Here is a 21107-nt window from a genome sequence, read left to right as displayed (position 1 = left end):
GTAAAGCTGATCACGCTGCCGGCGGCCGCTTCAGCGTCACAGTGAACACAGTTCCCTGTCCAGGCTCGCTTGTGACTTCGATTTTACCTTCATGGGCTTCTATTAAGTGCTTCACGATGGCGAGGCCGAGGCCGGTTCCTCCCGAGTTGCGGCTTCTGTCTTTATCCACGCGGTAGAATCTCTCAAATATCCGCGGGATCTCTTCTTTCTGAATGCCGATTCCCGTATCGGACACTTTGATATCGACAACGGTTTCTTTCACATGTACCGAAATCCCCACCGTCCCTTTTTCAGGCGTGTAGGTCAGGGCATTGTTCGCCAGATTCAAAAATACCTGCTTCAGCCTGTGCGCATCACCCGTCACAAAAATCGGCTCTTCCGGGAGATCGAGCTGAAAGCTGATGCCTTTTTCCTCAGCCTTATGCTGCAAAAGCGCCTCAATTTCATGCAGAATTTTTGCAGCATCAAAGGACTCTACGCGCATCGTAAAGTTTTGCTGCTCCATCTTGGATAAATCCAATAAATCCTGCACGAGAGATTGGAGCCGCTCACTTTCTTTCAGAATGATAGACAGAAAGTCTGAAAGCGCCTTTTCGTCTTTCATCGCTCCGTCTAACAGTGTTTCCGTAAATCCTTTAATCGAGGTGATCGGTGTTTTCAGTTCATGGGAGACATTGGCGACGAAGTCCTTTCTCATCTGCTCCAATTTTTTAATTTCCGTCATATCGTGAAAAACGAGGACGATGCCCTTCCATTCATCATCAGGGCCCATGATCGGAACGCCGTCAACTTCAAAGTAGCGCCGCTCAATGTTGATGGGAAGTCTGAGCAGCTGGCATTTTTTCGTCTCCGTCATAAAAATGTCTTCGACAAGCCGAATGATCTCCTCATGTTCAAACGCATCGTGGTAAAGGCGCCGAAGCAGACGTTCAGGCTTTGTATGAAACTGCTTCGTGTATGACCGGTTCACGAGATTGATAAAACCTCTCCCGTCTATTAAAATCAAACCGGATCCGATATTTTCAATGACGGTTAACAGACGATCGCGCTGCATATCCTGCGTTCTTGTCATTTCCATTAAATCGACCGCCAGGCTGTTCATCGCACGCCCGAGACGGTCCGACCGCCTTGCGTAACCGCTGTAGGAGCGGGCGTCGTAATTCCCTTTGGACAGCTCCGTCGCCACCTTTGTCGCGGCGTCGATTGATTTTTTGTAACGCGACGTCATGTTTGTATAAAAGAAAACGATAATGATAAAAGCGGTACAAAGACTTGCTGCCAGCATGCCCCACATTTCTCCGGTAACGCTTGAACCGCCGTTGATATCCGAGGAAACGAGTACATACCCCGCAATTTTCCCGGCGTCATTTTTTACGGCAGTGCCGCGGATGACTCTGCTTTTCGACTGTACGGCTTCCTCGCTTTTATTGTGAGAAATGAACTCCTTTACGGCTGAATCATCACCACGACTGCCGGAATGATATACGGCGTCACCCTTCTCGTTGAGCAAGGAGACGTTTATACCGAGGGTGCGGCCGGCGTCACGGATTACCGTTTCATTGCTTTTATTGCCGATTCGGCCGGTGTCAAGAAGGCCCGCTATGTATACCGATTCCTTTTTCAGCTGATCCGCCGTTCTTTCTTCAGCGGATGAAGAAATAAGCTGCTGTAAAAAAAGGCCGAGAACACTGAAAACCAATATGATACATACAACGAGTAAAGCGAACAGACGCACACGGACTTTATTCATTCATTTTTGGCTCCTCCAGTTTATACCCCAAACCTCTGATTGTTTTAATATAGATGGGTTTTTTGGTATTTGATTCGATTTTGTCGCGCAGATGGCTGATATGAACGTCAACAATCCGGGTATCCCCGGCAAAATCATAGTTCCAGACCGCGCTCAGCAGAAGATCTCTCGTCAGCACTCTTCCCTTGTGTTTTCCCAAATACAGAAGCAGTTCAAATTCTTTAGGCGTCAATTCCAGCTGTTCTGACTTGAAGTACGCTTCGTAATGCTCCGGAAGAATTTTCAGCTCGCCGATGAGGATCTGTCCGTCCTTTTCCTCTTCTCTGCCTTGTGACAGCGAAGAAATGTCAGCCCTTCTTAAAATGGCTTTCACCCGCGCAGTGACTTCCCGCGGACTGAACGGCTTTGTCATGTAATCATCCGCTCCGAGCTCCAGTCCCAGCACCTTATCAAATTCCTCATCTTTTGCTGTCAGCATCAAGATCGGAACCATCATTTTCTGCTGTCTGAGCTGTTTACAGACGTCGATTCCGTCCACTTTCGGCAGCATGACATCCAGTACGATTAAATCCGGATTTTCATTCTCTGCCAGCTCCAGAGCCTCTTCACCGTCTGATGCGGTTATGACATCATAGCCGGACCGTTCCAGATTATACTGTAAAAGAGTAACGATAGATTGTTCATCATCTACAACTAAAATTTTTTTGTTCATGCTGCGCCCTCCGCTGTCTATTTTCCCCGACATCCAATTTTCTCTATTTTATGTGCTGCATATCACTTTATGATTTCATTTTATCCAATACTGCCCGTTCAGACAATTCGCCTTTTTGATCATTTTCAGAGAAAGGATCGCTCAGAGAAAAAGAAAACGCTTTCATTAATTGTAAAAAGAGGAAGGCTTCTGATTCGGAAGCCTTCCCTTTTTTCTTATGACAATACTTTCATCACGTTTTTGACAGATTCAACTGATTTACTCAGCTGCGCTTTTTCATAGTCTGTCAGTTCAAGCTCGATGATTTGCTCCAGGCCGTTTCCTCCGATAATCGTCGGTACGCCTAAGTAAATGCCTTCATGACCGTATTCGCCTTCTAAGTAAGCGATGGTCGGAAGCACGCGGCGCTGATCTTTCAAAATGGCTTCTACCATTTCAGTCAGTGATGCAGCAGGCGCGTAGTAGGCGCTTCCGTTTCCGAGAAGGTTGACGATTTCCCCGCCGCCTTTTCTTGTGCGTTCTACAATCGCATCAAGACGGTCTTTCGGGATAAGCGTTTCAAGCGGAATGCCGCCCGCATAGGAATAACGGACGAGAGGAACCATGTCGTCACCGTGTCCGCCAAGAACAAAACCGGTCACATCTTTTACAGACAGGTTTAATTCTTCAGCGACGAATGTTCTGAATCGCGCAGTGTCAAGCACTCCGGATTGTCCGATGACGCGTTCTTTCGGGAAGCCTGATTCTTTGTACACCGCATATGTCATCGCATCAACAGGGTTTGTCAATACGACGATAATGCAGTCAGGAGAATATTTCACGATCTCACGTGTGACGCTTCTCATGATTTTTTCGTTTGTAGATACGAGATCATCACGGCTCATGCCTGGTTTTCTCGCAATTCCGGCTGTGATGACGACGATATCAGAACCGGCTGTGTCCTCGTAGTTGGACGTGCCTGTGATTTTCGCGTCAAATCCTTGAACCGGACTTGCTTCGAGCATGTCTAGCGCTTTTCCTTTTGTCGGGTTTTCTAATTGCGGAATATCAACGAGCACAACGTCCGCAAGCTCTTTTTGAGCTGTAAGAAAGGCTGTTGTCGCTCCCGTAAATCCTGCTCCGATAACAGAAACTTTACTGCGTGTTTTTCCCATGATTCTCTTCTCCTTTTTTGGCTTCATTAGAAGTCTGCTTTAGGTTCAGTCCATGTTTTTGATGAGCTCTTCACCGAACTCTGAACATTTCACTTCGGTTGCACCGTCCATTAATCTAGCAAAATCGTACGTTACTACTTTTGAAGCAATCGTTTTTTCCATAGATTTAATGATCAAGTCAGCAGCCTCATTCCAGTTCAGGTGTTCCAGAAGAAGCACTCCTGAAAGGATGACGGATGACGGGTTGACCTTGTCAAGGCCGGCATATTTAGGAGCCGTTCCGTGAGTCGCTTCGAAAATCGCATGCCCTGTTTCATAGTTGATGTTCGCTCCCGGCGCGATTCCGATTCCGCCTACCTGAGCGGCAAGCGCATCAGAGATATAGTCTCCGTTTAAGTTCATTGTCGCCACGACGTCGAATTCGCTCGGACGGGTCAAGATCTGCTGAAGGAAAATATCAGCGATGCTGTCTTTGACGATGATTTTTCCTGCCGCTTCCGCTTCGCTCTGCGCTTTATCAGCCGCTTCTTTTCCGTCTTTTTCGACAATGCGGTCATATTCAGCCCAAGTGAATACTTTATCTCCGTATTCTCTTTCGGCAAGCTCGTAGCCCCAGTTTTTAAATGCCCCTTCAGTGAACTTCATGATGTTTCCTTTGTGGACAAGCGTGACAGACTTACGGCCGTTTTCGATCGCATACTCAATGGCAGCTCTGACTAAGCGGCTTGTGCCTTCTTCAGAAACAGGCTTGATCCCGATTCCTGACGTTTCAGGGAAACGGATTTTGTTAACGCCCATTTCATTTTGCAGGAAGCTGATCAGCTTTTCAACTTCTTCAGAACCTTTCGCATACTCAATTCCGGCGTAAATATCTTCCGTATTCTCGCGGAAAATGACCATATCCGTATCTTCAGGACGTTTGACCGGAGAAGGCACTCCCGTGAAATATCTGACAGGGCGCAGGCACGTAAACAAATCAAGCTCCTGTCTCAGCGCCACGTTCAGAGAACGGATACCGCCGCCGACCGGCGTCGTCAGAGGACCTTTGATGGCGATGAAGTACTCTCTGATGTCTTCCAGTGTTTCGGCAGGAAGCCACTCACCTGTTTTATTATAAGCCTTTTCACCGGCATAAACTTCTTTCCACGTGATTTTTTTCTCGCCTTTATATGCTTTTTCAACAGCGGCTTCCAATACTTTAGAAGCGGCATTCCAAATATCAGGGCCTGTGCCGTCGCCTTCAATAAACGGGATAATCGGATTATTTGGTACGTTTAATACTCCATTAGAGACTGTAATTTTTTCACCTTGTGACACAATATTACCTCCCAGTATGTAATTCATATTTAGAAAACATTTTATTTTTCTTGTATAAAAAATAAAATGACTTTTCTCAAGATTCTATCAAAATTGTAAACCAATCCGGGCTTGATTAACAAGAGGCTAACGACATGAAAATCACCAGCCTCCCGTTTGATCAGGCTCTTTCATCAAGCGGAACAAAAGTCTGCTTATCCGGACCCGTGTAATCAGCGCGCGGGCGGATGAGGCGGTTGTTATCGTATTGTTCAAGAATATGGGCGATCCATCCTGACATTCTGCTGACCGCAAAGATCGGCGTGAACAGATCGTGATCAATGCCGAGACTGTGGTATACAGATGCGGAATAGAAATCAACGTTAGGCGGAAGTTTTTTCTCCGACGTCACGATTTCTTCGACACGGATTGACATCTCGTACCATTTGCTTTCACCCGTCAGATTGGTCAGGCGTTTGCTCATTTCTTTTAAGTGTTTGGCGCGCGGGTCTCCATGCTTATACACACGGTGTCCGAAGCCCATTACTTTTTCCTTTTTCTCCATTTTGCTGCGGATATAAGGCTCGGCGTTTTCCACTTCGCCGATTTCTGTCAGCATTTTCATGACGGCTTCATTGGCTCCGCCGTGAAGCGGTCCTTTTAAAGCGCCGATTGCGGCAGTGATGCCTGAGTAAATATCAGATAAGGTGGCGACACATACTCTCGCCGTAAATGTTGATGCATTCAGCTCATGATCCGCATGAAGAATGAGCGCTTTGTTAAACGCTTCCACTTCGATCGGAGAAGGCTCTTCACCGTTTAAGGTGTAAAGGAAGTTCTCCGCGATTCCGTACTCTTCCTTCGGTTCAACAGGATCAAGTCCTTTGCGGATTCTTGAGAAAGCGGCGACAATGCCCGGCACTTTCGCCTGCAGACGGATGGCTTTTCTGTAGTTCGCTTCCGGATTCATGACATCGGCTTCACTGTCAGTCAGACCGAGTAATGAAATCGCCGTCCGGAGCGCAGCCATTGGATGTACGTTATTGAGGGGATAGGATTTGAAGTGCTCAATGATTTCTTGTGGAACGGCAGCTTCTTTCGCAAGCTGTTTTTTCAGTTCAGCAAGTTCCGTTTTATTCGGCAGGCGCAGATGCCACAGCAAATAAATGATTTCTTCAAAACTTGCATTCTCTGTCAAGTCGTCAATATCGTACCCTACATATGTAAGGGTATCGTCGATAATAGAGCTTACAGATGATGTTGTTGCTACAACCCCTTCAAGACCGCGTGTTGCTGTCATATTCAACCTCTCCTTTTCAATCAAAATTCCCCTTTAAAGAGTATATAAAACATACGGCTTACTTAAAATGAGTCATGCAAACAATCCCTTTCCCCTTTAAGAAAATGCTTACATTTCACTGGTTGCGGTTACATAACCGGTATGCTTATAGAGGAACATAACAAATTCTTATAAGCTTATTTAAGTTTAAGCCTATTCTTATTATAAACAATAATCTGATTAATTTGTAGACTTTTAACTAAAAATGTTTTAAAAGCCCTATATATCAAGGCTTGGCGTTGATAAATTTAATCGCTTGCTTTCAGATGCTTTGTAAAACCATGTATTCTCATGTTTTCATTTGGGGGAGCTTTGGGGAAACTTTAAAAGGACAGGCGCAACAACTTCACCGCAAATTTAACCCCCCCTTCTTTACCGGAGAAGGGGGGTATTTTGTTTACTTGACTGAATCAATGTCCGGATCAGCTTCGGAAATCCATGTCTTGGTTTTAGTTGGCTCCCCGTACATGGACTGGAATCGTTTGACTGCATTTGCGCTGTTGTCGGCCCGTAAATATCCTCATCAAACCGTTCATCAATTGAAACTGACTCATTTACTGATGTAGGTGAAGTTAAATAAATGCAGAAAAACCCTCCTCATCTCGAGAAGGGCTCGATTTCTGCTTCTTTTTTCTAAATCAGTCCGAAGAAAAAACTGATGCCGCTCAACTTTTTAATCGAAGGGCTTCGGGTTCTCCAACTATTTGCCCCTATGCTTTTCTTTTGCTTTTTGTTTTCTGATTAAATATTTTTGTTCCTTTATTTTTTCTCTTTGTTTTCTGTTCAGTTGTTTTTTCTTTTCTTTTCTTGCTTCAAGCTCCTGTTTTATCGCTTTTTGCGCCTTAGTTGATATCCCGATATTTTTCATCTCTTTAGAAGCTTGCCGTTGTAATCTTTTTGGGTTTAACTTCTTAGATTTTGCTTTAACACAAACCCCTGTTTGTTCAGTGCGGGAGAGAGTCTGTAAAAGTTGATTATGAACAAAATGCATGATTTCTGAATCCTTGGGCTCTTTTCCAAACAAATGACGAACTGCTCTTAATTTCCCATCATTCACAACTTCAATGACTCCTACCCAAAACTGACCATCGTAGTAAACCGTTAATTTCATAACGATTCCCTCCTCCTAAATTTACTGAAGAATGATGGACATCCCGAGGAGGGGAAGGTTACTGACATTTTAAATAATGCATCCGGACTACCAACCGAATTGTGTTTTTTCATTCTCATTATAAATTTAACAAACTTTCAAATTGAAGGAAAGGGTCTCCGCTTATTTTAACAACACTTCAAGTTTTGATTTGGTTCAAGTGCATAAATTCCATCAGCTTTTAATCCATTCATCAATTGGAACCGCCTTACTGCATCCGCTGTCATCGCACAATATGCGCCGGCGATTCCGAAGTTCTTTGTTACATGGTAAGCCACTTCATTCCTCGGAATAATGCAAATGGCATTTGTCTGAACTACAAAATGCCCTGCAAACTCTTATTTTCACCCGCAAAAAAAAGCAGCTTTACGCCGCTTTTTTACTTTATGAAGTGAATATTTTAACGATTTGCATGGCCAAGTAGGCGATTCCGGCGCCGATTAACGGGCCGACGGCGACGCCTCCGAAAAGCGCGACGGCAAGTATCGTGCCGATGACCAGCGCCGTTGTAATATGAGGGTCGTTTTCCAATAAAGTGAGACCGTTTTTGGCGATTAAGGCAACCGCGATCCCGGCACCGAGAGCGATCCACGCATAATATGATTTCATCGCTTCTCCGAGCTGTTTAAAACCGATATCACCTGTGGCAATCGGCACTAAAACGGCGATTGTAATGACGGTGACCCCCCAGTTGATGCCTTTTGACTGAATAACCGGAAATAGTTTCTGATCAAGACCGACAGCTTTTATCACAATGAGAAAGCCGACGGCAAAAAGCAATGACTGATTTTTGGCTACCAATGCGATGGCCAGCAATAATAGTAAAAATAAATTCGCCTGTGTAAACATCCTGAAAGCACCCTCTTTCATCATATCTGTAATCATATCCTTTTTTTTGACGAATAAACTAATGTAATAGGACGTGCCGACCGAGAGGAGGATCGATGTGAATCCGCACTATGCAACTGTTTTTTTCCGCGCGCTGTTTGTACTCGCTGCGGCCGGCGGCGCTTTAGCGGCCGGTTACGCCTCATTTCCGTTAACTTATCCGTTTCTGATCGCCCTTATTCTGTCATCAGCGATCATTCCCGTTGTTGACTGGCTGGACAAACTGACGGGGCTGCCCCGGTCAGTCAATACAGTCATTGTCCTGGTCTTCTTTTTGCTTATTCTTCTCGGCGCGGCAACATTTCTCGTTGCGGAAATCATTTCGGGAACCGCCTATCTGGCCAAAACGCTCCCTCCCCATATCAGCGCCTTTATGACGTATTGCGAAGAGCTGTTCACTTCCCGCATTCAGCCATTGTACCACGAGCTGACCGTCCTATTTAACGGGCTGGAAACCAATCAGCAGGCCTCCATCGTGACGCATATTCAGACCCTCGGTGATACAGCCGCTAAAAATGCGGGGCTCATGCTTTCACATCTTTTGGAGCTGGTGCCGAAATGGATTGCCTTCCTTCCCAATACAGCTGCCGTCTTCATTTTCGCAATGCTGGCGACTTTTTTTATGACAAAGGACTGGCATAAGCTGAAGGCGCTGCTTTATTCCATTTTTCCGGAACGGGTTTCGGCAAACGCCAAGGCCGTATCGGGAGAGCTGAAAAAAGCGATGGCAGGTTTCATTAAGGCGCAGGCCGTGCTCATACTTTTCACGATGATCATTGTCTTTATCGGACTTTTTCTTTTAGGGATTGAGCATGCGGCAACCATCGCCTTTTTTATCGGCCTGGTTGATCTGCTCCCGTATCTCGGCGCCGGGTCGGTCTTTGTTCCCTGGATTATGTATTTGGCCATTGCCGGTCAGCTTCCTCAAGCGATCGGTCTCGGTGTTTTATATATTGTGGTTCTCATTCAGCGCCAGCTGACGGAGCCGAAAATTTTAAGCAAGTCAATCGGACTTGATCCGCTTGCGACCTTAATCGCCCTGTTTGCCGGCTTTAAATTGTTCGGAATTTTAGGACTGGCTGCCGGGCCCGCGCTGCTCGTTTTCATTCAGGCCTTTATCACAACGGGCGCTCTAAAAGAAATATGGGCCTATATTACTGTTCAATCCAAATAAAAACAGCAGCCCTGTAAGAAGGCTGCCGTTTTTTATTTGATAATGATCCGCTTGTTTTTTGACATCCCTCTCAGCCATTTGAACAAAAGCGGCTTCATGCGGTTCCGAGTGAACGGAATCAGAAGACAGGCCCCTGCAATATCGGACAGAAAACCCGGAAGCATCAAAAGCAGGCCTCCGAAAAAGACGCATATTCCGTCAAGAAGCGCTTCCCCCGGCATTTTGCCGTGCTGCAGGTCGCGCATCACCCGATGATACACATCGGTTCCCTGTCTTTTTGCCACCAAAGCGCCTAACACGCCTGTCAAAATGATGAGAAGGAAGGTCGGAAAAATACCGAGCCATTTTCCCGCCAGCAGAAACAAACCGATTTCAATTGCCGGACATACGATAAACAGTAAGAATAACACTCTCATTTTTCTGCCCTCCTGCCCTTCTAAAAGCGCGTCACCGCCCGCATGGGAATAGGAAAATCAACCTAAAGACAAAAGAGAAGGGAGAACCCCCCTCTCTTTTTTAAAGCTGTTTAAAGAACGCTTGCGCGGCCTTCATACACAGCGCCGCGGGCAGCGTCAACTGTGATAACCTGTCCTTCTGTTAAAACTGAAGTTGCGTTCTCAAGGCCGACGATAACCGGAATGCCCAAGCTTAAACCGACAACGGCTGCATGGCTTGTCAGACCGCCTTCTTCAGTGATGAGCGCTGATGCTTTTTCAAGTGAAGCGATCATGTCGCGGTCAGTGCTTGAAGCAACCAATACTGCGCCGTCTGTCATTTTTTGTTCAGCTTCTTTCGCATTTTTTGCAACAACGACCGGACCGAATGCAGATTTGCGTCCGATGCCTTGCCCTTTCGCGATAATGCTGCCGACAGTGTGGACTTTCATCAGATTCGTCGTGCCTGATTCACCGACAGAACCTGCTGTAATGACAATCAGATCACCGCGTTTCACGATGCCGCTGTCAAGTGATTTTTGAACCGCGTCTTCAAGCATTTCATCTGTAGAATTCGCGTTTTGGCCGCTTGACGGGAATACACCGAATACAAGGCCGAGTTTGCGTGATACAGACTCATTAACCGTAACGGCTACAATCGGAGCCTGCGGACGGTATTTCGCGATCATACGCGCCGTATGGCCGCTTTCTGTAGGCGTCACGATAGCTGCCGCACTCAGATTGATCGCCGTGTGCGCAACTGATTGGCCGATCGCATCAGTAATCGTCATGCCGACCTGATCTCTGCGTTTAGACAGAATTTCTTTATAGTTCAGAGATTCTTCCGTGCGTGTGGCGATGTTAAACATTGTTTGAACCGCCTCAACAGGATATTGTCCCGCAGCCGTCTCACCGGAAAGCATGATCGCATCTGTGCCATCGAAAATGGCGTTGGCAACGTCACTTGCTTCAGCACGTGTCGGACGAGGGTTGCGCTGCATGCTGTCTAGCATTTGTGTCGCAGTAATAACCGGTTTGCCCAGCGCGTTGCATTTTTTGATCATTTCTTTTTGCACGAGCGGCACTTCTTCGGCCGGAATCTCTACGCCGAGGTCTCCGCGCGCTACCATTAGGCCGTCAGATACTTCCAGGATCGCATCCAGGTTGTCCACGCCTTCCTGGTTCTCGATCTTAGGAATGATTTGAATGTCAGACGCGTTATGCTCTTCAAGCAGTTCGCGGATTTCCAGGACATCCGTAGAACGGCGTACAAATGACGCAGCGATGAAATCAACGCCTTGCTCGATACCGAATATGATGTCTTTGGCGTCTTTTTCAGTAATTCCGGGAAGGTTGACGCTGACGCCGGGAACGTTTACGCCTTTTTTATTTTTCAGCGTGCCGCTGTTTAAGATTTTTGTTTTGATTTCGTGTTTTTCCGGATTTGATTCCAGCACTTCCAATCCGATTAAACCGTCATCCAGCAGGATGATAGACCCTGCTGACACGTCGTCTGCCAGGCCTTCATAAGAAACTGAGAATTTTTCAAGCGTTCCCAGCACCTGTTTCGTAGAAACGATAATTTCATCTCCCGCCTGAAGCTCAAGCGCGCCGTTTTCCATATCGTGCGTGCGGATTTCCGGACCTTTCGTATCGAGGAGAATCCCCACGTTTTTGCCGAGCTTTTTGCTGGCTTCTCTGATGTTTTTGATTCTTGCGCCGTGCTCTTCGAAATCACCGTGTGAAAAATTCAGACGAGCAACGTTCATACCCGCTTCCATCAATTTTGTCAGCATTTCTACACTTTCACTGGCCGGACCGATTGTACAAACGATTTTTGTTTTTTTCAACTCGTTCACTTCCTTCTGAAATCTTCAGCTTCTTCCGCCTTAAATAGACAGTTCTTTTGAAAGCTGATACATGTTTGGTTCAACAGTATGTTTTGATTCTAAAATTTCTATAATATCATGGTCTACAAGCTTGTTGTTTTGTATACCTACGCAGCGTCCGCCTTTTCCTTTAAGCAGAAGCTCAACCGCGTAAGCGCCGAGGCGGCTTGCAAGAACCCGGTCAGAAGCGCTTGGAGATCCGCCGCGCTGGATGTGCCCTAAAACGGATACCCGTGTTTCAAGGTTCGTTTCTTCTTCGATGCGTTTTCCGAATTCAACCCCGCTGCCTACCCCTTCTGCAACGATGATGATACTGTGTTTTTTGCCGCGGTCGTGCCCTCTCTTCAAACGGCCGATAATTTCCTCCATATCGTAGTCCGCTTCAGGAATTAAGATTGATTCCGCTCCGCCTGCAAGACCTGCCCATAAAGCAATGTCGCCCGCATGGCGCCCCATCACTTCAATAACGTATGTACGCTCATGAGACGTAGCGGTGTCACGGATTTTATCAATCGCATCAATTACGGTGTTTAACGCCGTATCAAATCCGATCGTAAAATCAGTTCCCGGGATGTCATTATCTATCGTACCCGGTACACCTACACACGGAAACCCGTGTTCCGTTAATTTTTTCGCACCCATGTATGAACCGTCTCCGCCGATGACGACAAGACCTTCAATGCCGAGTTTCTTTAAATTTTCGATTCCTTTTTCACGGCCTTCAACTGTTTTGAATTCAGGACATCTGGCCGTATACAGCTTTGTTCCGCCGCGGTGGATGATGTCACCGACCGAACCCAGCTCCAGTTTTTCTATTTTCCCGCTGATTAATCCTGAATAACCGTTATAAATTCCGTACACTTCGACGTCGTGGTAGATAGCTTTCCGCACAACCGCGCGCACCGCAGCGTTCATACCCGGGGAATCCCCGCCGCTCGTTAAAACTCCTATACGCTTCATTTCCTATTCACCTCAGCAACTATATATGTTAAACATATCATGATCATTGCCCTAAAACAATGAAAAGGGACGCCTGAGCTCCCATGAAACCTTACCTATTATACAATTAAATAAATTGTTTTTAAATAAAATTTAAGGAATATCACAAAAATCACAAAAAATAAACGTGAGCCATAGGCTTCACGTCTATTCAGTTTACCCCGATATATTGATCCTCAACCGAAACTTTCCCGATTGCTTTATATTTTTCATAGCGCTGTGAGATCAACTCTTCGGCGTTCAATCGAAGAAGAGATTTTAACGTTTCTTTAAGAATACCGTCAATGTAGCCCGCCTGCTGCTTGATATCATGGTGAGCTCCGCCCTTCACTTCTTTAATCATATCATCAATAATTCCTAATTCTAATAAATCGGGCGCAGTAATCTTCATGGTTTCGGCCGCTTTTTTCGCAAGGCTGGAGTCTTTCCACAAAATGGACGCGGCTCCTTCAGGAGAAATAACGGAATACGTCGAGTTCTCAAGCATCAGCATGCGGTTGCCCACACCTAACGCAAGCGCGCCTCCGCTGCCGCCTTCCCCGATGACGATACAAACGACAGGCACTGTCAGGCCGGCCATCTCGAACAGGTTCTTGGCGATGGCTTCACTTTGTCCCCGTTCCTCCGCCGCTTTACCCGGGTACGCTCCTTTCGTGTCGATGAAGCAGATAATCGGGCGGTTGAACTTATCCGCCTGCTTCATGAGACGAAGCGCTTTGCGGTAGCCCTCAGGGTGAGGCATCCCGAAATTGCGGACAAGGTTTTCTTTCGTGTCTTTTCCGCGCTGATGTCCGATGACGGTGACCGGCATGCCGTGATATTTGGCGACTCCGCCGACAATCGCAGCATCATCTCCGTATGTTCTATCTCCGTGGCACTCAAAAAAGTCGGTAAACAGATATTGAATGTAATCAAGCGTCGTCGGCCGGTCGGGAAGGCGTGCGATCTGCACTCTGTCCCACGGCTTCAGGTTTTTATAAATCTCATCCTGGAGCTTGCTGAGCCGGTCTTCAAGCCTTGCGATTTCAGCGCTTAAATCCATCTCCGAATCTTGGGTGAATTTTTTCAGTTCGGCAATTTTCGTCTGCAGTTCAATCACCGGTTTTTCAAATTCTAATCTTGCAGCCACTCATGCTCACCTCCTGTTTGGTGCATGTCCAGCAGAAATGCGAGTTTCTCTTTCATGTCGTTTCGGTGAATCACCGCATCAAGCTGGCCGTGCTTTAATAAAAATTCCGCCGTCTGGAAATCTTCCGGCAGTTTTTCCCCGATCGTCTGTTCAATAATACGTCTTCCTGCAAATCCGATCAAGGCGCCCGGTTCAGCGAAATTATAATCACCGAGAGACGCGAAACTGGCCGATACGCCGCCTGTCGTCGGGTGGGTCATGACAGAAATAATCAGTCCCTGCTCCTCACTGAACAGTTTTAATGCAGAGCTTGTCTTTGCCATTTGCATAAGACTTAAGACCCCTTCCTGCATACGTGCGCCGCCGGAAGCGGTAAAGATGATAAACGGGACTTTTTCCTCTTTTGCTTTTTCAATTGCAAGCGTGATTTTTTCGCCGACAACCGAACCCATGCTGCCCATTCGGAATGTTGAATCCATGATCGCGATCACGGCAGGGAATCCGCTGATGGTTCCTTTTCCGGTAACCACCGCTTCATTCAGCGATGTTTTCTCACGGTCTTTTTCGATTTTTTCTAAGTATTCCGGGAAACCGAGCGGGTTTTCAGATATCATTCCCTGGTTGAATTCTTCGAATGAATCTTCATCCAGGAGGCTTTCAATGCGCTGCTTTGCATTCATCGGGAAATGGTGCCCGCAGTTCATGCAGACGCGCAGGTTTTTATCTAACTCTTTTGTGAGCATGATTTTTTTACATTTGGGGCACTTTGTCATAATGCCTTCCGGAACATCATGTTTTGCCTGCTCAGACGGCACGGAAGCATATTTTTTCTTTTTTGTGAATATATCCTTTAACAAATGATTACCTCCCTTTTGTGAAGGGTTCTCTTCACTGCATGTCTTCCGATTAGATAGACTTAATAATAACTTTACCGAAACTATTGTACTTTTTTTGTCAAACGGTGTCATCCTCCATTCGACATTTTTTGCTGCAAAACAGACGGAAACGGACGGATTTCATACCGTAAAAAGCGTTGTTCAGCCTTATCTGTCAGCGTTTTCAAAAGAAATAAGGATTCTGCTGAAATTTTTTTAAGACCTGCCCTTAAAAAAATGCCAGCAGTCCGTATATTGAACAGCAGCGCGTTGTTTTTTCCAACGCGCTGCCATTTCATTTTTGTGTTATTATTCCCCGATGACTGTGAGCTGTCTTGTTTTTTCAGCCACTTCTTCAGGATCGACCGTAATTCTGGCGACGCCCGTTTCCATCGCTGCTTTCGCAACAGCTTTCGCAACGGCAGGAGCCACGCGTTTGTCAAACGGAGCCGGGATGACATAATCAGCGCTTAATTCTTCCTCTGAAACAAGGGAAGCAATCGCTTCAACCGCAGCAATTTTCATTTCTTCGTTGATGTGAGTCGCGCGAACGTCAAGCGCCCCGCGGAAAATTCCAGGGAATGCCAGCACGTTGTTAACCTGGTTCGGGAAATCAGAACGGCCTGTTCCGATTACGCTAGCGCCGGCTGCGCGCGCGTCTTCAGGCATGATTTCCGGATTCGGGTTGGCCATTGCGAAGATAATCGGATCTTTCGCCATGCTCTCCACCATTTCTTTCGTCAGCGCGCCTTCGACTGATACGCCGATAAAGACGTCTGCATCTTTAATGACATCCTGCAGCGAGCCATCGTTGCGGTCTTGGTTTGTAAACTTGGCCACTTCGTTTTTCACCGCGTTCATGCCGGCCGGACGCCCTTCGTAAATCGCTCCTTTAGAGTCGCACATCACGATGTCGCGTACGCCGAAATGGTAAAGAAGCTTAATGATCGCGATGCCTGCCGCTCCCGCTCCGTTTGCCACAACTTTAATGGATGACATGGATTTTCCTGATAATTTCAGCGCGTTTACAAGTCCGGCAACGGTTACGATGGCAGTGCCGTGCTGATCATCGTGGAAAACCGGAATGTTTGTTTCTTTTTTCAGGCGCTCTTCGATAATGAAGCAGTTCGGCGCCGCAATATCTTCAAGGTTGACACCGCCGAATGTCGGTTCAAGCAGCTTCACAGTGTCAATGATTTTGTCCACATCGTTTGTGTCAAGCGCGATCGGGAATGCATCCACGCCCGCGAAACTTTTAAACAGCACCGCTTTCCCTTCCATGACCGGAAGTGAAGCTTCAGGCCCGATATTACCGAGACCGAGAACGGCTGATCCGTCTGTTACGACTGCTACCATGTTCCCCTTCATTGTATAATCATATACTTTATTTTTATCGTCATAAATCTCTTTACAAGGCTCAGCTACTCCGGGAGAGTAGGCAAGGCTTAAGTCGTCCGCGTTTCTGACTTCTACCTTTGCTTTTGATTCCAGCTTTCCTTGATTTACTTTGTGTAAATGTAACGCTTCTTCTCTTAATGACATTCTAAACACTCCTTTTAAGTACTTTGTTACATATTCTGCCGCATAGACTGGTACAATCGCTGGAGGTGAAAAATTTCAGAATCTTTAAATAAGATAGCACAATTGTTTCAATTGTATAACAAAACGATTATTGTTACCACTATTTTAACACGACGTTTTCGCGGCCCAGCAGCTCTTTTAAACGGTATAACGCCTGATGGTCCGCCTCAATATGAAAAGTATCCGGCAGCCTGATCGTCTGCTTGTCTTTTTCATAATATAGATAAACGCCGGTTTCCCCTTTATGCTCCAGTAAAATACGCTTCATCTTTTCCAAAAACTCCTGATTGTGCCGGCTGCCTTCGATTTTGATGTAAACAGACGGCGCTCTGTCTGTCTCCGTCTGTTCAAGAAGAGAGGCGGATGACATGATGAATTGTGTCTTCTCCTGACGCTCTTCCATTTTTCCGGCGGCGAATAAAAGCGCGCCTTCTTTTAACAGCGGAGACAGCCTTCTATATTGGTCAGGAAACACGACGGCTTCCATTTCTCCCGTTTCATCGCTTAATGTGAGAAACGCCATATGCTGACCTGTCTTTGTCCGAATCGTTTTAATGCCCGCGAGCAAAGCGCCGATTGACAGCTGTCCCTTCGGCATCTGCCGCGCTGCTGTGATCGTTTGCGCCCCCCGTTTTTTCAGGAGATCCCTGAAAGCAGACAAAGGATGGCTTGAGAAATAAACACCGAGAGCTTCTTTTTCGAACCGAAGCTTGTCCACGAGCGGAAATTCCTCAGCCTCTACATATTTTGGCTTAATGGAAAACGATTCTTCCAAAAACAATCCCATTTGGTCATCGTCTGCACGAAAAAGTTCAGCGTGCTCTAAAGCCACATCAACGGAGGCCAGCAAGGCGGCGCGATTTTGATTGAATTCGTCCATGGCGCCAGAAAATATAAGGGCTTCGATGGTTTTCCGATTCACGCTTTTTGCAGGTACGCGAAAGCAGAAATCGAAAAGATCCTCGAACGGTTTATGTGTTCTTGCTTTATAAATATCTTTCACTGCCGAGACGCCTACGTTTTTAACGGCCCGCAAACTGTATCTGACGGCTCCGTTTTCCGGCGCAAACGGAAAACCGCTTTTGTTTATTGACGGCGGAAGGACTTGAATCCCGCTCCCCTTCGCTTCATGCAGATATTGCGATATTTTGTCCTCATTGCCGATGACGCTCGTCAACAGCCCGCACATAAAATATAGCGGATAATGCGCCTTTAAATAGGCGAGCTGATAGCCGATCATGCTGTATGCGACAGCATGGCTTCTGTTGAATCCGTAGTTAGCGAATTTTACAATCAGATCGTAGACCTCGTTTGCAGTGACTACAGAATACTCCTTTTTTAAGCACCCTTCAACAAAATGGCTTCGCTCTCTGTCCAGAATGTCCTTTTGCTTCTTGCTGACAGCCCGTCTGAGCAGATCCGCTTCACCTAATGAAAACCCTGCCATGCGCGAGGCGATCATCATTATCTGTTCTTGATAGACGATGACGCCGTAAGTGTCACTGAGAATATTTCTTACGTCCTCGTGCGGCACTTCCACACGCGCCCGTCCGTGCTTCCGATCGATAAATAACGGAATATTTTCCATCGGTCCCGGCCTGTAAAGCGCGTTAACCGCGACAATGTCTTCCAGTCTTGACGGCTTCAGGCGCTTCAGCACGTTTCTCATTCCTGATGATTCCAGCTGGAAAATACCCGTCGTATCACCGTTTGACAATAGCGAGAACGTTTTTTCATCCTGATAAGAAATCTCGGAAAAATCAATTTTCGTATTCGTCTCTTTTTCAATCATCGTTTTAATGGATTCAATAAGCGTCAGGTTGCGCAAACCTAAAAAGTCCATTTTCAAAAGACCGAGATCCTCCAGGTGATCCATCGCATACTGCGTTAAATACACGCCGTCATGCCCTTCTTGAAGAGGGACAACTTCCGAAAGCGGCTCTTTACTGAGAACGACCCCGGCCGCGTGTGTTGACGTGTGTCTCGGAAGACCTTCGATTTTCCTTGCGATCTGAAACACTTTATGAAGAACGGCGGATTCGGACAGCCGCCTGTTCAGCTGAGCGGACTGCCGCCTTGCCTCCTCAAGCGTCATTCCCGGTTTCGACGGGATCAGGCGGGCAAGCTGGTCGGCTTCTTTCGGGCTGATTCCGAACACTCTCCCGGTATCCCTTAACGCCGCCTTTGCGGCCAATGTCCCGAAGGTGATAATCTGGGCGACGTGCATGGCCCCGTACTTATTTTGTACATACTGAATGACCTCATCCCTTCTCGTATCAGGGAAATCGATATCAATATCCGGCATGCTGATCCGCTCGGGATTAAGAAATCTCTCAAACAGCAGAGAATGTTTAAGCGGATCCACGTCGGTAATGAAAAGCGAGTAAGCGACAAGCGAGCCTGCCGCGGACCCCCTTCCCGGACCTGTCACAATGCCCTTTTCATGCGCGTACTTCATAAAGTCCCATACGATGAGAAAATAATCACTGAATTTCATGCGCCTGATGACGTCCAGCTCATATTCAAGCCGGCGGACAGCGCGCTCATCAGGAGTGCCGAAACGGAGGCGCAGCCCCTCGTGACAGACTTCCGCCAAATAGTCATCGGCTGATTTGCCGTCCGGCGCCGGAAAAGACGGAAGCTGTGTCTGTCCGAGGCTGACATCGACCCGGCATTGCCGGGCGATACGGGCGGCCGCTTCAATCGCTTCCGGATGCCGCGTGTAAAGCTCTGCCATTTCTTCAGGCGTCCTCAAGTATAAGTCCGGCAGATTCCCGCTCTGATCCTCCCATTTCTCTCCGGCTTTAATAGCGCACAGACAGCGGTACGCATCTTGATCTTCTTTCTTGATATAGCGGACATCTCCCGCAGCGCAGACAGCGATTTCCGTCTCGGCTGACAGGCGGAGAATCTCTTCTGATAACGTCTCATGTCCTTTAAACGGCTGGTACCCTAAATAAAAACGGCCGTCTCCGAACAGCTCCCGGAATCCTTCGGCAGCCCGGACCGCTTCTTCAAACTTCCCGGCTTGAAGCAGGCTTTCAATGTACCCGTTTTCACCGGGCGTAATGGCGATCAGCCCCTCATGATAGCTCTTCATCCATTTTCGCTTCATGCCGCCCTTTGCCATGGATTGCAGCGCACTTGAGATTTTCACCAGGTTCTGATAACCGGTGTTTGTCTCCGCTAAAAGAATGAGCGGGTGTGCTTCAAGCTCCGTATCGTCCGTGTATATAGAAGCCGTCAGACCGATAATCGGCTTAATTCCGTTTGATTTGCATGCTTTATAAAACTCAATGGCGCCGTACATCACATTTTCGTCCGTCAGCGCCAATGATGAATATCCGAGTTCCTTCGCTTGTGTAACAAGCTCTTTTACAGAAGCGGCGCTGTTTAACAGGCTGTAGCCGCTATGTACTTGCAGGTGAACAAAAGACAATGCCGCCACTCCTTTCCCATTCGTTCATTTTGCCTTTCTACATTATAAGACGGGTTTTCTTAAGAAACAAATGTTCTTTTTTGACTCATCATCATACTTGTCCGTTTCGCTCAATATGATAGAAAAGTGAGGTGGTGTATATATGGATCAGGAAGCCGGCTTTATGGCGAATTTCATCAGCAGTTATTTTATCGCCCTCGGTGTGTTGCTCGGCGGCGCGCTGATCGGCGGCCTCGGAGCTTATTTATCAGGCGAGCCCCCGCTGACGGCGATCACAAAATTGGCGAACAGGCTGAAGATCTGGGCGCTTGTCGCGGCCATAGGGGGAACATTTGACGCGGTATACAGTTTCGAGCGGGGGCTGTGGGAAGGCAACACGCGCGACATCTTCAAACAGCTTCTTTTAATTATTTCAGCAATGGGCGGCGCGCAGACCGGCTGGCTGATTATTTCATGGCTGACCCAGGAGAATATGTCATCATGAGAATTCCCGAGTATTATAAAAAACCGGGATGGCAGCGTTTTTTTGCGGGAATGATGTGCGGAGCCATCATCAGCTGGCTGTTCTTTCTGTTTACATACGGAACGTTTCAGGAAGAACAGGTGACGTTAATTGAAAAGCAGCGGGAGCACGCGCGGGATTTAAAAAACCAAATCTCCATCTATCAGAAAGATCTTCATAAATTAAATGAGGATAATAAGCAAAGACTTCTCATCCAAAGTGTTGATGTGAAGCTGATTAATTGGGAAAAATACAGAATCGCCCAGCCTGACAAGATGAAATTTGAGGAACAGGTGAAAGATAATATTTCTGAAGTCATCACAAAGGATATTGAAAGCGTGTATAAAACAAAGGAGCTTTTAAAACGGACGATTGAAAACAAAATATACACCATAAATGAGAAGGAATTTAAAGCTGAAGTAAAGGAACTGACGATTTATACGAGATTGTCTGTCGAAATTCATATTTCTTTTGCGACGTAATTATGTCATTTTTAAAAATTTTCCATAGATCTGTCGCTTTTTTCTCCGCTTTTTTATAAACTGTAGATGAGACATTTTCAACGATTCTGAAGGGAGGAAGGGAAAATGGAGGTTTTTAGTGAACGCCGCTTGGCAAAAGATCATGCAGCCCGAATCAGACAAGGCTATTCCGCATATGCAGAAACAGACACACTCGCTTCCCTCATAAAAAAAGAACTCCAAATCTGTAATCTCCGCGTCTACGAAGACCTGACTGAATTCGGCTGCTGGTTCATCCCCGTGACAGATGAACACTAAGAAAGAGGGTCTCCCCT

18 protein-coding genes and 1 pseudogene are annotated in these 21107 nt (G+C 46.7%); 4 read left to right on the top strand and 15 right to left on the bottom strand.

Annotated features, from left to right (window positions below):
• Window positions 1–10 precede the first annotated feature (10 nt).
• The 8 genes and pseudogenes from pnpS to AC2CGA_RS12570 all read right to left on the bottom strand — a co-directional run bounded on the left by pnpS (window position 11) and on the right by AC2CGA_RS12570 (window position 8250).
• Window positions 11–1750, bottom strand: a complete 1740-nt coding sequence (gene pnpS, locus AC2CGA_RS12605; RefSeq protein ID WP_015387864.1) for a two-component system histidine kinase PnpS — start codon at window positions 1748–1750, stop codon at window positions 11–13.
• Complete coding sequence (locus AC2CGA_RS12600) at window positions 1743–2462, bottom strand: response regulator transcription factor (protein ID WP_003152457.1); 720 nt, start codon at window positions 2460–2462, stop codon at window positions 1743–1745. Before AC2CGA_RS12600 ends, pnpS begins: the two co-directional genes overlap by 8 nt.
• Window positions 2463–2677: 215 nt before the next feature.
• The gene (gene mdh / locus AC2CGA_RS12595; protein ID WP_003152455.1) at window positions 2678–3616 is read right to left on the bottom strand and encodes a malate dehydrogenase; all 939 of its coding nucleotides are present in this window, start codon (window positions 3614–3616) and stop codon (window positions 2678–2680) included.
• A 45-nt stretch (window positions 3617–3661) separates the two neighbouring features.
• Complete coding sequence (gene icd / locus AC2CGA_RS12590; protein WP_003152454.1) at window positions 3662–4933, bottom strand: NADP-dependent isocitrate dehydrogenase; 1272 nt, start codon at window positions 4931–4933, stop codon at window positions 3662–3664.
• A 160-nt stretch (window positions 4934–5093) separates the two neighbouring features.
• Window positions 5094–6212, bottom strand: coding sequence for a citrate synthase (gene citZ, locus AC2CGA_RS12585; RefSeq protein WP_014305566.1), 1119 nt, complete (start codon window positions 6210–6212; stop codon window positions 5094–5096).
• 739 nt (window positions 6213–6951) lie between these two features.
• On the bottom strand, window positions 6952–7362 hold the full coding sequence (locus AC2CGA_RS12580; protein WP_015387862.1) for a YjdF family protein: 411 nt from the start codon (window positions 7360–7362) through the stop codon (window positions 6952–6954).
• A gap of 162 nt (window positions 7363–7524) precedes the next feature.
• Window positions 7525–7661 (bottom strand): annotated as a pseudogene (locus tag AC2CGA_RS12575) (peptidoglycan-binding domain-containing protein); the annotation flags it as partial.
• Window positions 7662–7785: 124 nt separating this feature from the next.
• A complete protein-coding gene (locus tag AC2CGA_RS12570) occupies window positions 7786–8250 on the bottom strand; it encodes a DUF441 domain-containing protein (RefSeq protein ID WP_003152447.1) in 465 nt (154 codons plus the stop codon).
• Between the two features lie 97 nt (window positions 8251–8347).
• Here AC2CGA_RS12570 and ytvI point away from each other — a divergent pair, with 97 nt between their 5' ends.
• Complete coding sequence (gene ytvI, locus AC2CGA_RS12565; RefSeq protein ID WP_003152446.1) at window positions 8348–9463, top strand: sporulation integral membrane protein YtvI; 1116 nt, start codon at window positions 8348–8350, stop codon at window positions 9461–9463.
• 32 nt (window positions 9464–9495) lie between these two features.
• Here the strand turns inward: ytvI and AC2CGA_RS12560 are convergent, their stop codons facing one another.
• The 7 genes from AC2CGA_RS12560 to dnaE all read right to left on the bottom strand — a co-directional run bounded on the left by AC2CGA_RS12560 (window position 9496) and on the right by dnaE (window position 19809).
• Window positions 9496–9879, bottom strand: coding sequence for an FxsA family protein (locus AC2CGA_RS12560; RefSeq protein ID WP_012118168.1), 384 nt, complete (start codon window positions 9877–9879; stop codon window positions 9496–9498).
• A gap of 110 nt (window positions 9880–9989) precedes the next feature.
• Window positions 9990–11747: a pyruvate kinase gene (gene pyk / locus AC2CGA_RS12555; RefSeq protein WP_139885352.1), complete on the bottom strand. Its 1758-nt coding sequence runs from the start codon at window positions 11745–11747 to the stop codon at window positions 9990–9992.
• A gap of 39 nt (window positions 11748–11786) precedes the next feature.
• Entirely contained in the window at window positions 11787–12746 is a 960-nt protein-coding gene (pfkA, locus tag AC2CGA_RS12550) for a 6-phosphofructokinase (RefSeq protein WP_003152443.1), read from the bottom strand.
• A gap of 190 nt (window positions 12747–12936) precedes the next feature.
• Entirely contained in the window at window positions 12937–13914 is a 978-nt protein-coding gene (accA, locus tag AC2CGA_RS12545) for an acetyl-CoA carboxylase carboxyl transferase subunit alpha (protein ID WP_003152442.1), read from the bottom strand.
• On the bottom strand, window positions 13899–14771 hold the full coding sequence (accD, locus tag AC2CGA_RS12540) for an acetyl-CoA carboxylase, carboxyltransferase subunit beta (RefSeq protein WP_014305570.1): 873 nt from the start codon (window positions 14769–14771) through the stop codon (window positions 13899–13901). Before accD ends, accA begins: the two co-directional genes overlap by 16 nt.
• A 327-nt stretch (window positions 14772–15098) precedes the next feature.
• Complete coding sequence (gene ystJ, locus AC2CGA_RS12535) at window positions 15099–16331, bottom strand: NADP-dependent malic enzyme (protein ID WP_003152440.1); 1233 nt, start codon at window positions 16329–16331, stop codon at window positions 15099–15101.
• A 139-nt stretch (window positions 16332–16470) separates the two neighbouring features.
• Window positions 16471–19809: a DNA polymerase III subunit alpha gene (gene dnaE / locus AC2CGA_RS12530; protein ID WP_139885353.1), complete on the bottom strand. Its 3339-nt coding sequence runs from the start codon at window positions 19807–19809 to the stop codon at window positions 16471–16473.
• 142 nt (window positions 19810–19951) lie between these two features.
• Between dnaE and ytrH the strand changes: the two genes are divergently transcribed.
• The 3 genes from ytrH to AC2CGA_RS12515 all read left to right on the top strand — a co-directional run bounded on the left by ytrH (window position 19952) and on the right by AC2CGA_RS12515 (window position 21090).
• Window positions 19952–20293 (top strand): sporulation membrane protein YtrH, encoded by a 342-nt coding sequence (gene ytrH / locus AC2CGA_RS12525; RefSeq protein ID WP_017418353.1) that lies wholly within the window; start codon window positions 19952–19954, stop codon window positions 20291–20293.
• A complete protein-coding gene (gene ytrI / locus AC2CGA_RS12520) occupies window positions 20290–20793 on the top strand; it encodes a sporulation membrane protein YtrI (RefSeq protein WP_003152437.1) in 504 nt (167 codons plus the stop codon). The genes ytrH and ytrI overlap by 4 nt, the downstream gene beginning before the upstream one ends.
• Before the next feature lie 105 nt (window positions 20794–20898).
• Window positions 20899–21090: a YtzJ family protein gene (locus tag AC2CGA_RS12515; protein WP_003152436.1), complete on the top strand. Its 192-nt coding sequence runs from the start codon at window positions 20899–20901 to the stop codon at window positions 21088–21090.
• The last annotated feature ends 17 nt before the right edge of the window (window positions 21091–21107 follow it).

The organism is Bacillus sp. SYZHCR11 (assembly GCF_057196865.1).
This window is presented reverse-complemented; position numbering and strand designations above follow the sequence as displayed.

Excerpts from the sequence above, each read along its gene's own strand:
- mdh (WP_003152455.1), bottom strand. The coding sequence starts at position 3,616 with ATGGGAAAAACACGCAGTAAAGTTTCTGTTATCGGAGCAGGATTTACG.
- AC2CGA_RS12600 (WP_003152457.1), bottom strand. The coding sequence starts at position 2,462 with ATGAACAAAAAAATTTTAGTTGTAGATGATGAACAATCTATCGTTACT.
- ystJ (WP_003152440.1), bottom strand. The coding sequence starts at position 16,331 with ATGTCATTAAGAGAAGAAGCGTTACATTTACACAAAGTAAATCAAGGA.
- pnpS (WP_015387864.1), bottom strand. The coding sequence starts at position 1,750 with ATGAATAAAGTCCGTGTGCGTCTGTTCGCTTTACTCGTTGTATGTATC.
- AC2CGA_RS12560 (WP_012118168.1), bottom strand. The coding sequence starts at position 9,879 with ATGAGAGTGTTATTCTTACTGTTTATCGTATGTCCGGCAATTGAAATC.
- ytrH (WP_017418353.1), top strand. The coding sequence starts at position 19,952 with ATGGATCAGGAAGCCGGCTTTATGGCGAATTTCATCAGCAGTTATTTT.
- citZ (WP_014305566.1), bottom strand. The coding sequence starts at position 6,212 with ATGACAGCAACACGCGGTCTTGAAGGGGTTGTAGCAACAACATCATCT.
- AC2CGA_RS12515 (WP_003152436.1), top strand. The coding sequence starts at position 20,899 with ATGGAGGTTTTTAGTGAACGCCGCTTGGCAAAAGATCATGCAGCCCGA.
- ytrI (WP_003152437.1), top strand. The coding sequence starts at position 20,290 with ATGAGAATTCCCGAGTATTATAAAAAACCGGGATGGCAGCGTTTTTTT.
- AC2CGA_RS12580 (WP_015387862.1), bottom strand. The coding sequence starts at position 7,362 with ATGAAATTAACGGTTTACTACGATGGTCAGTTTTGGGTAGGAGTCATT.
- pfkA (WP_003152443.1), bottom strand. The coding sequence starts at position 12,746 with ATGAAGCGTATAGGAGTTTTAACGAGCGGCGGGGATTCCCCGGGTATG.
- AC2CGA_RS12570 (WP_003152447.1), bottom strand. The coding sequence starts at position 8,250 with ATGTTTACACAGGCGAATTTATTTTTACTATTATTGCTGGCCATCGCA.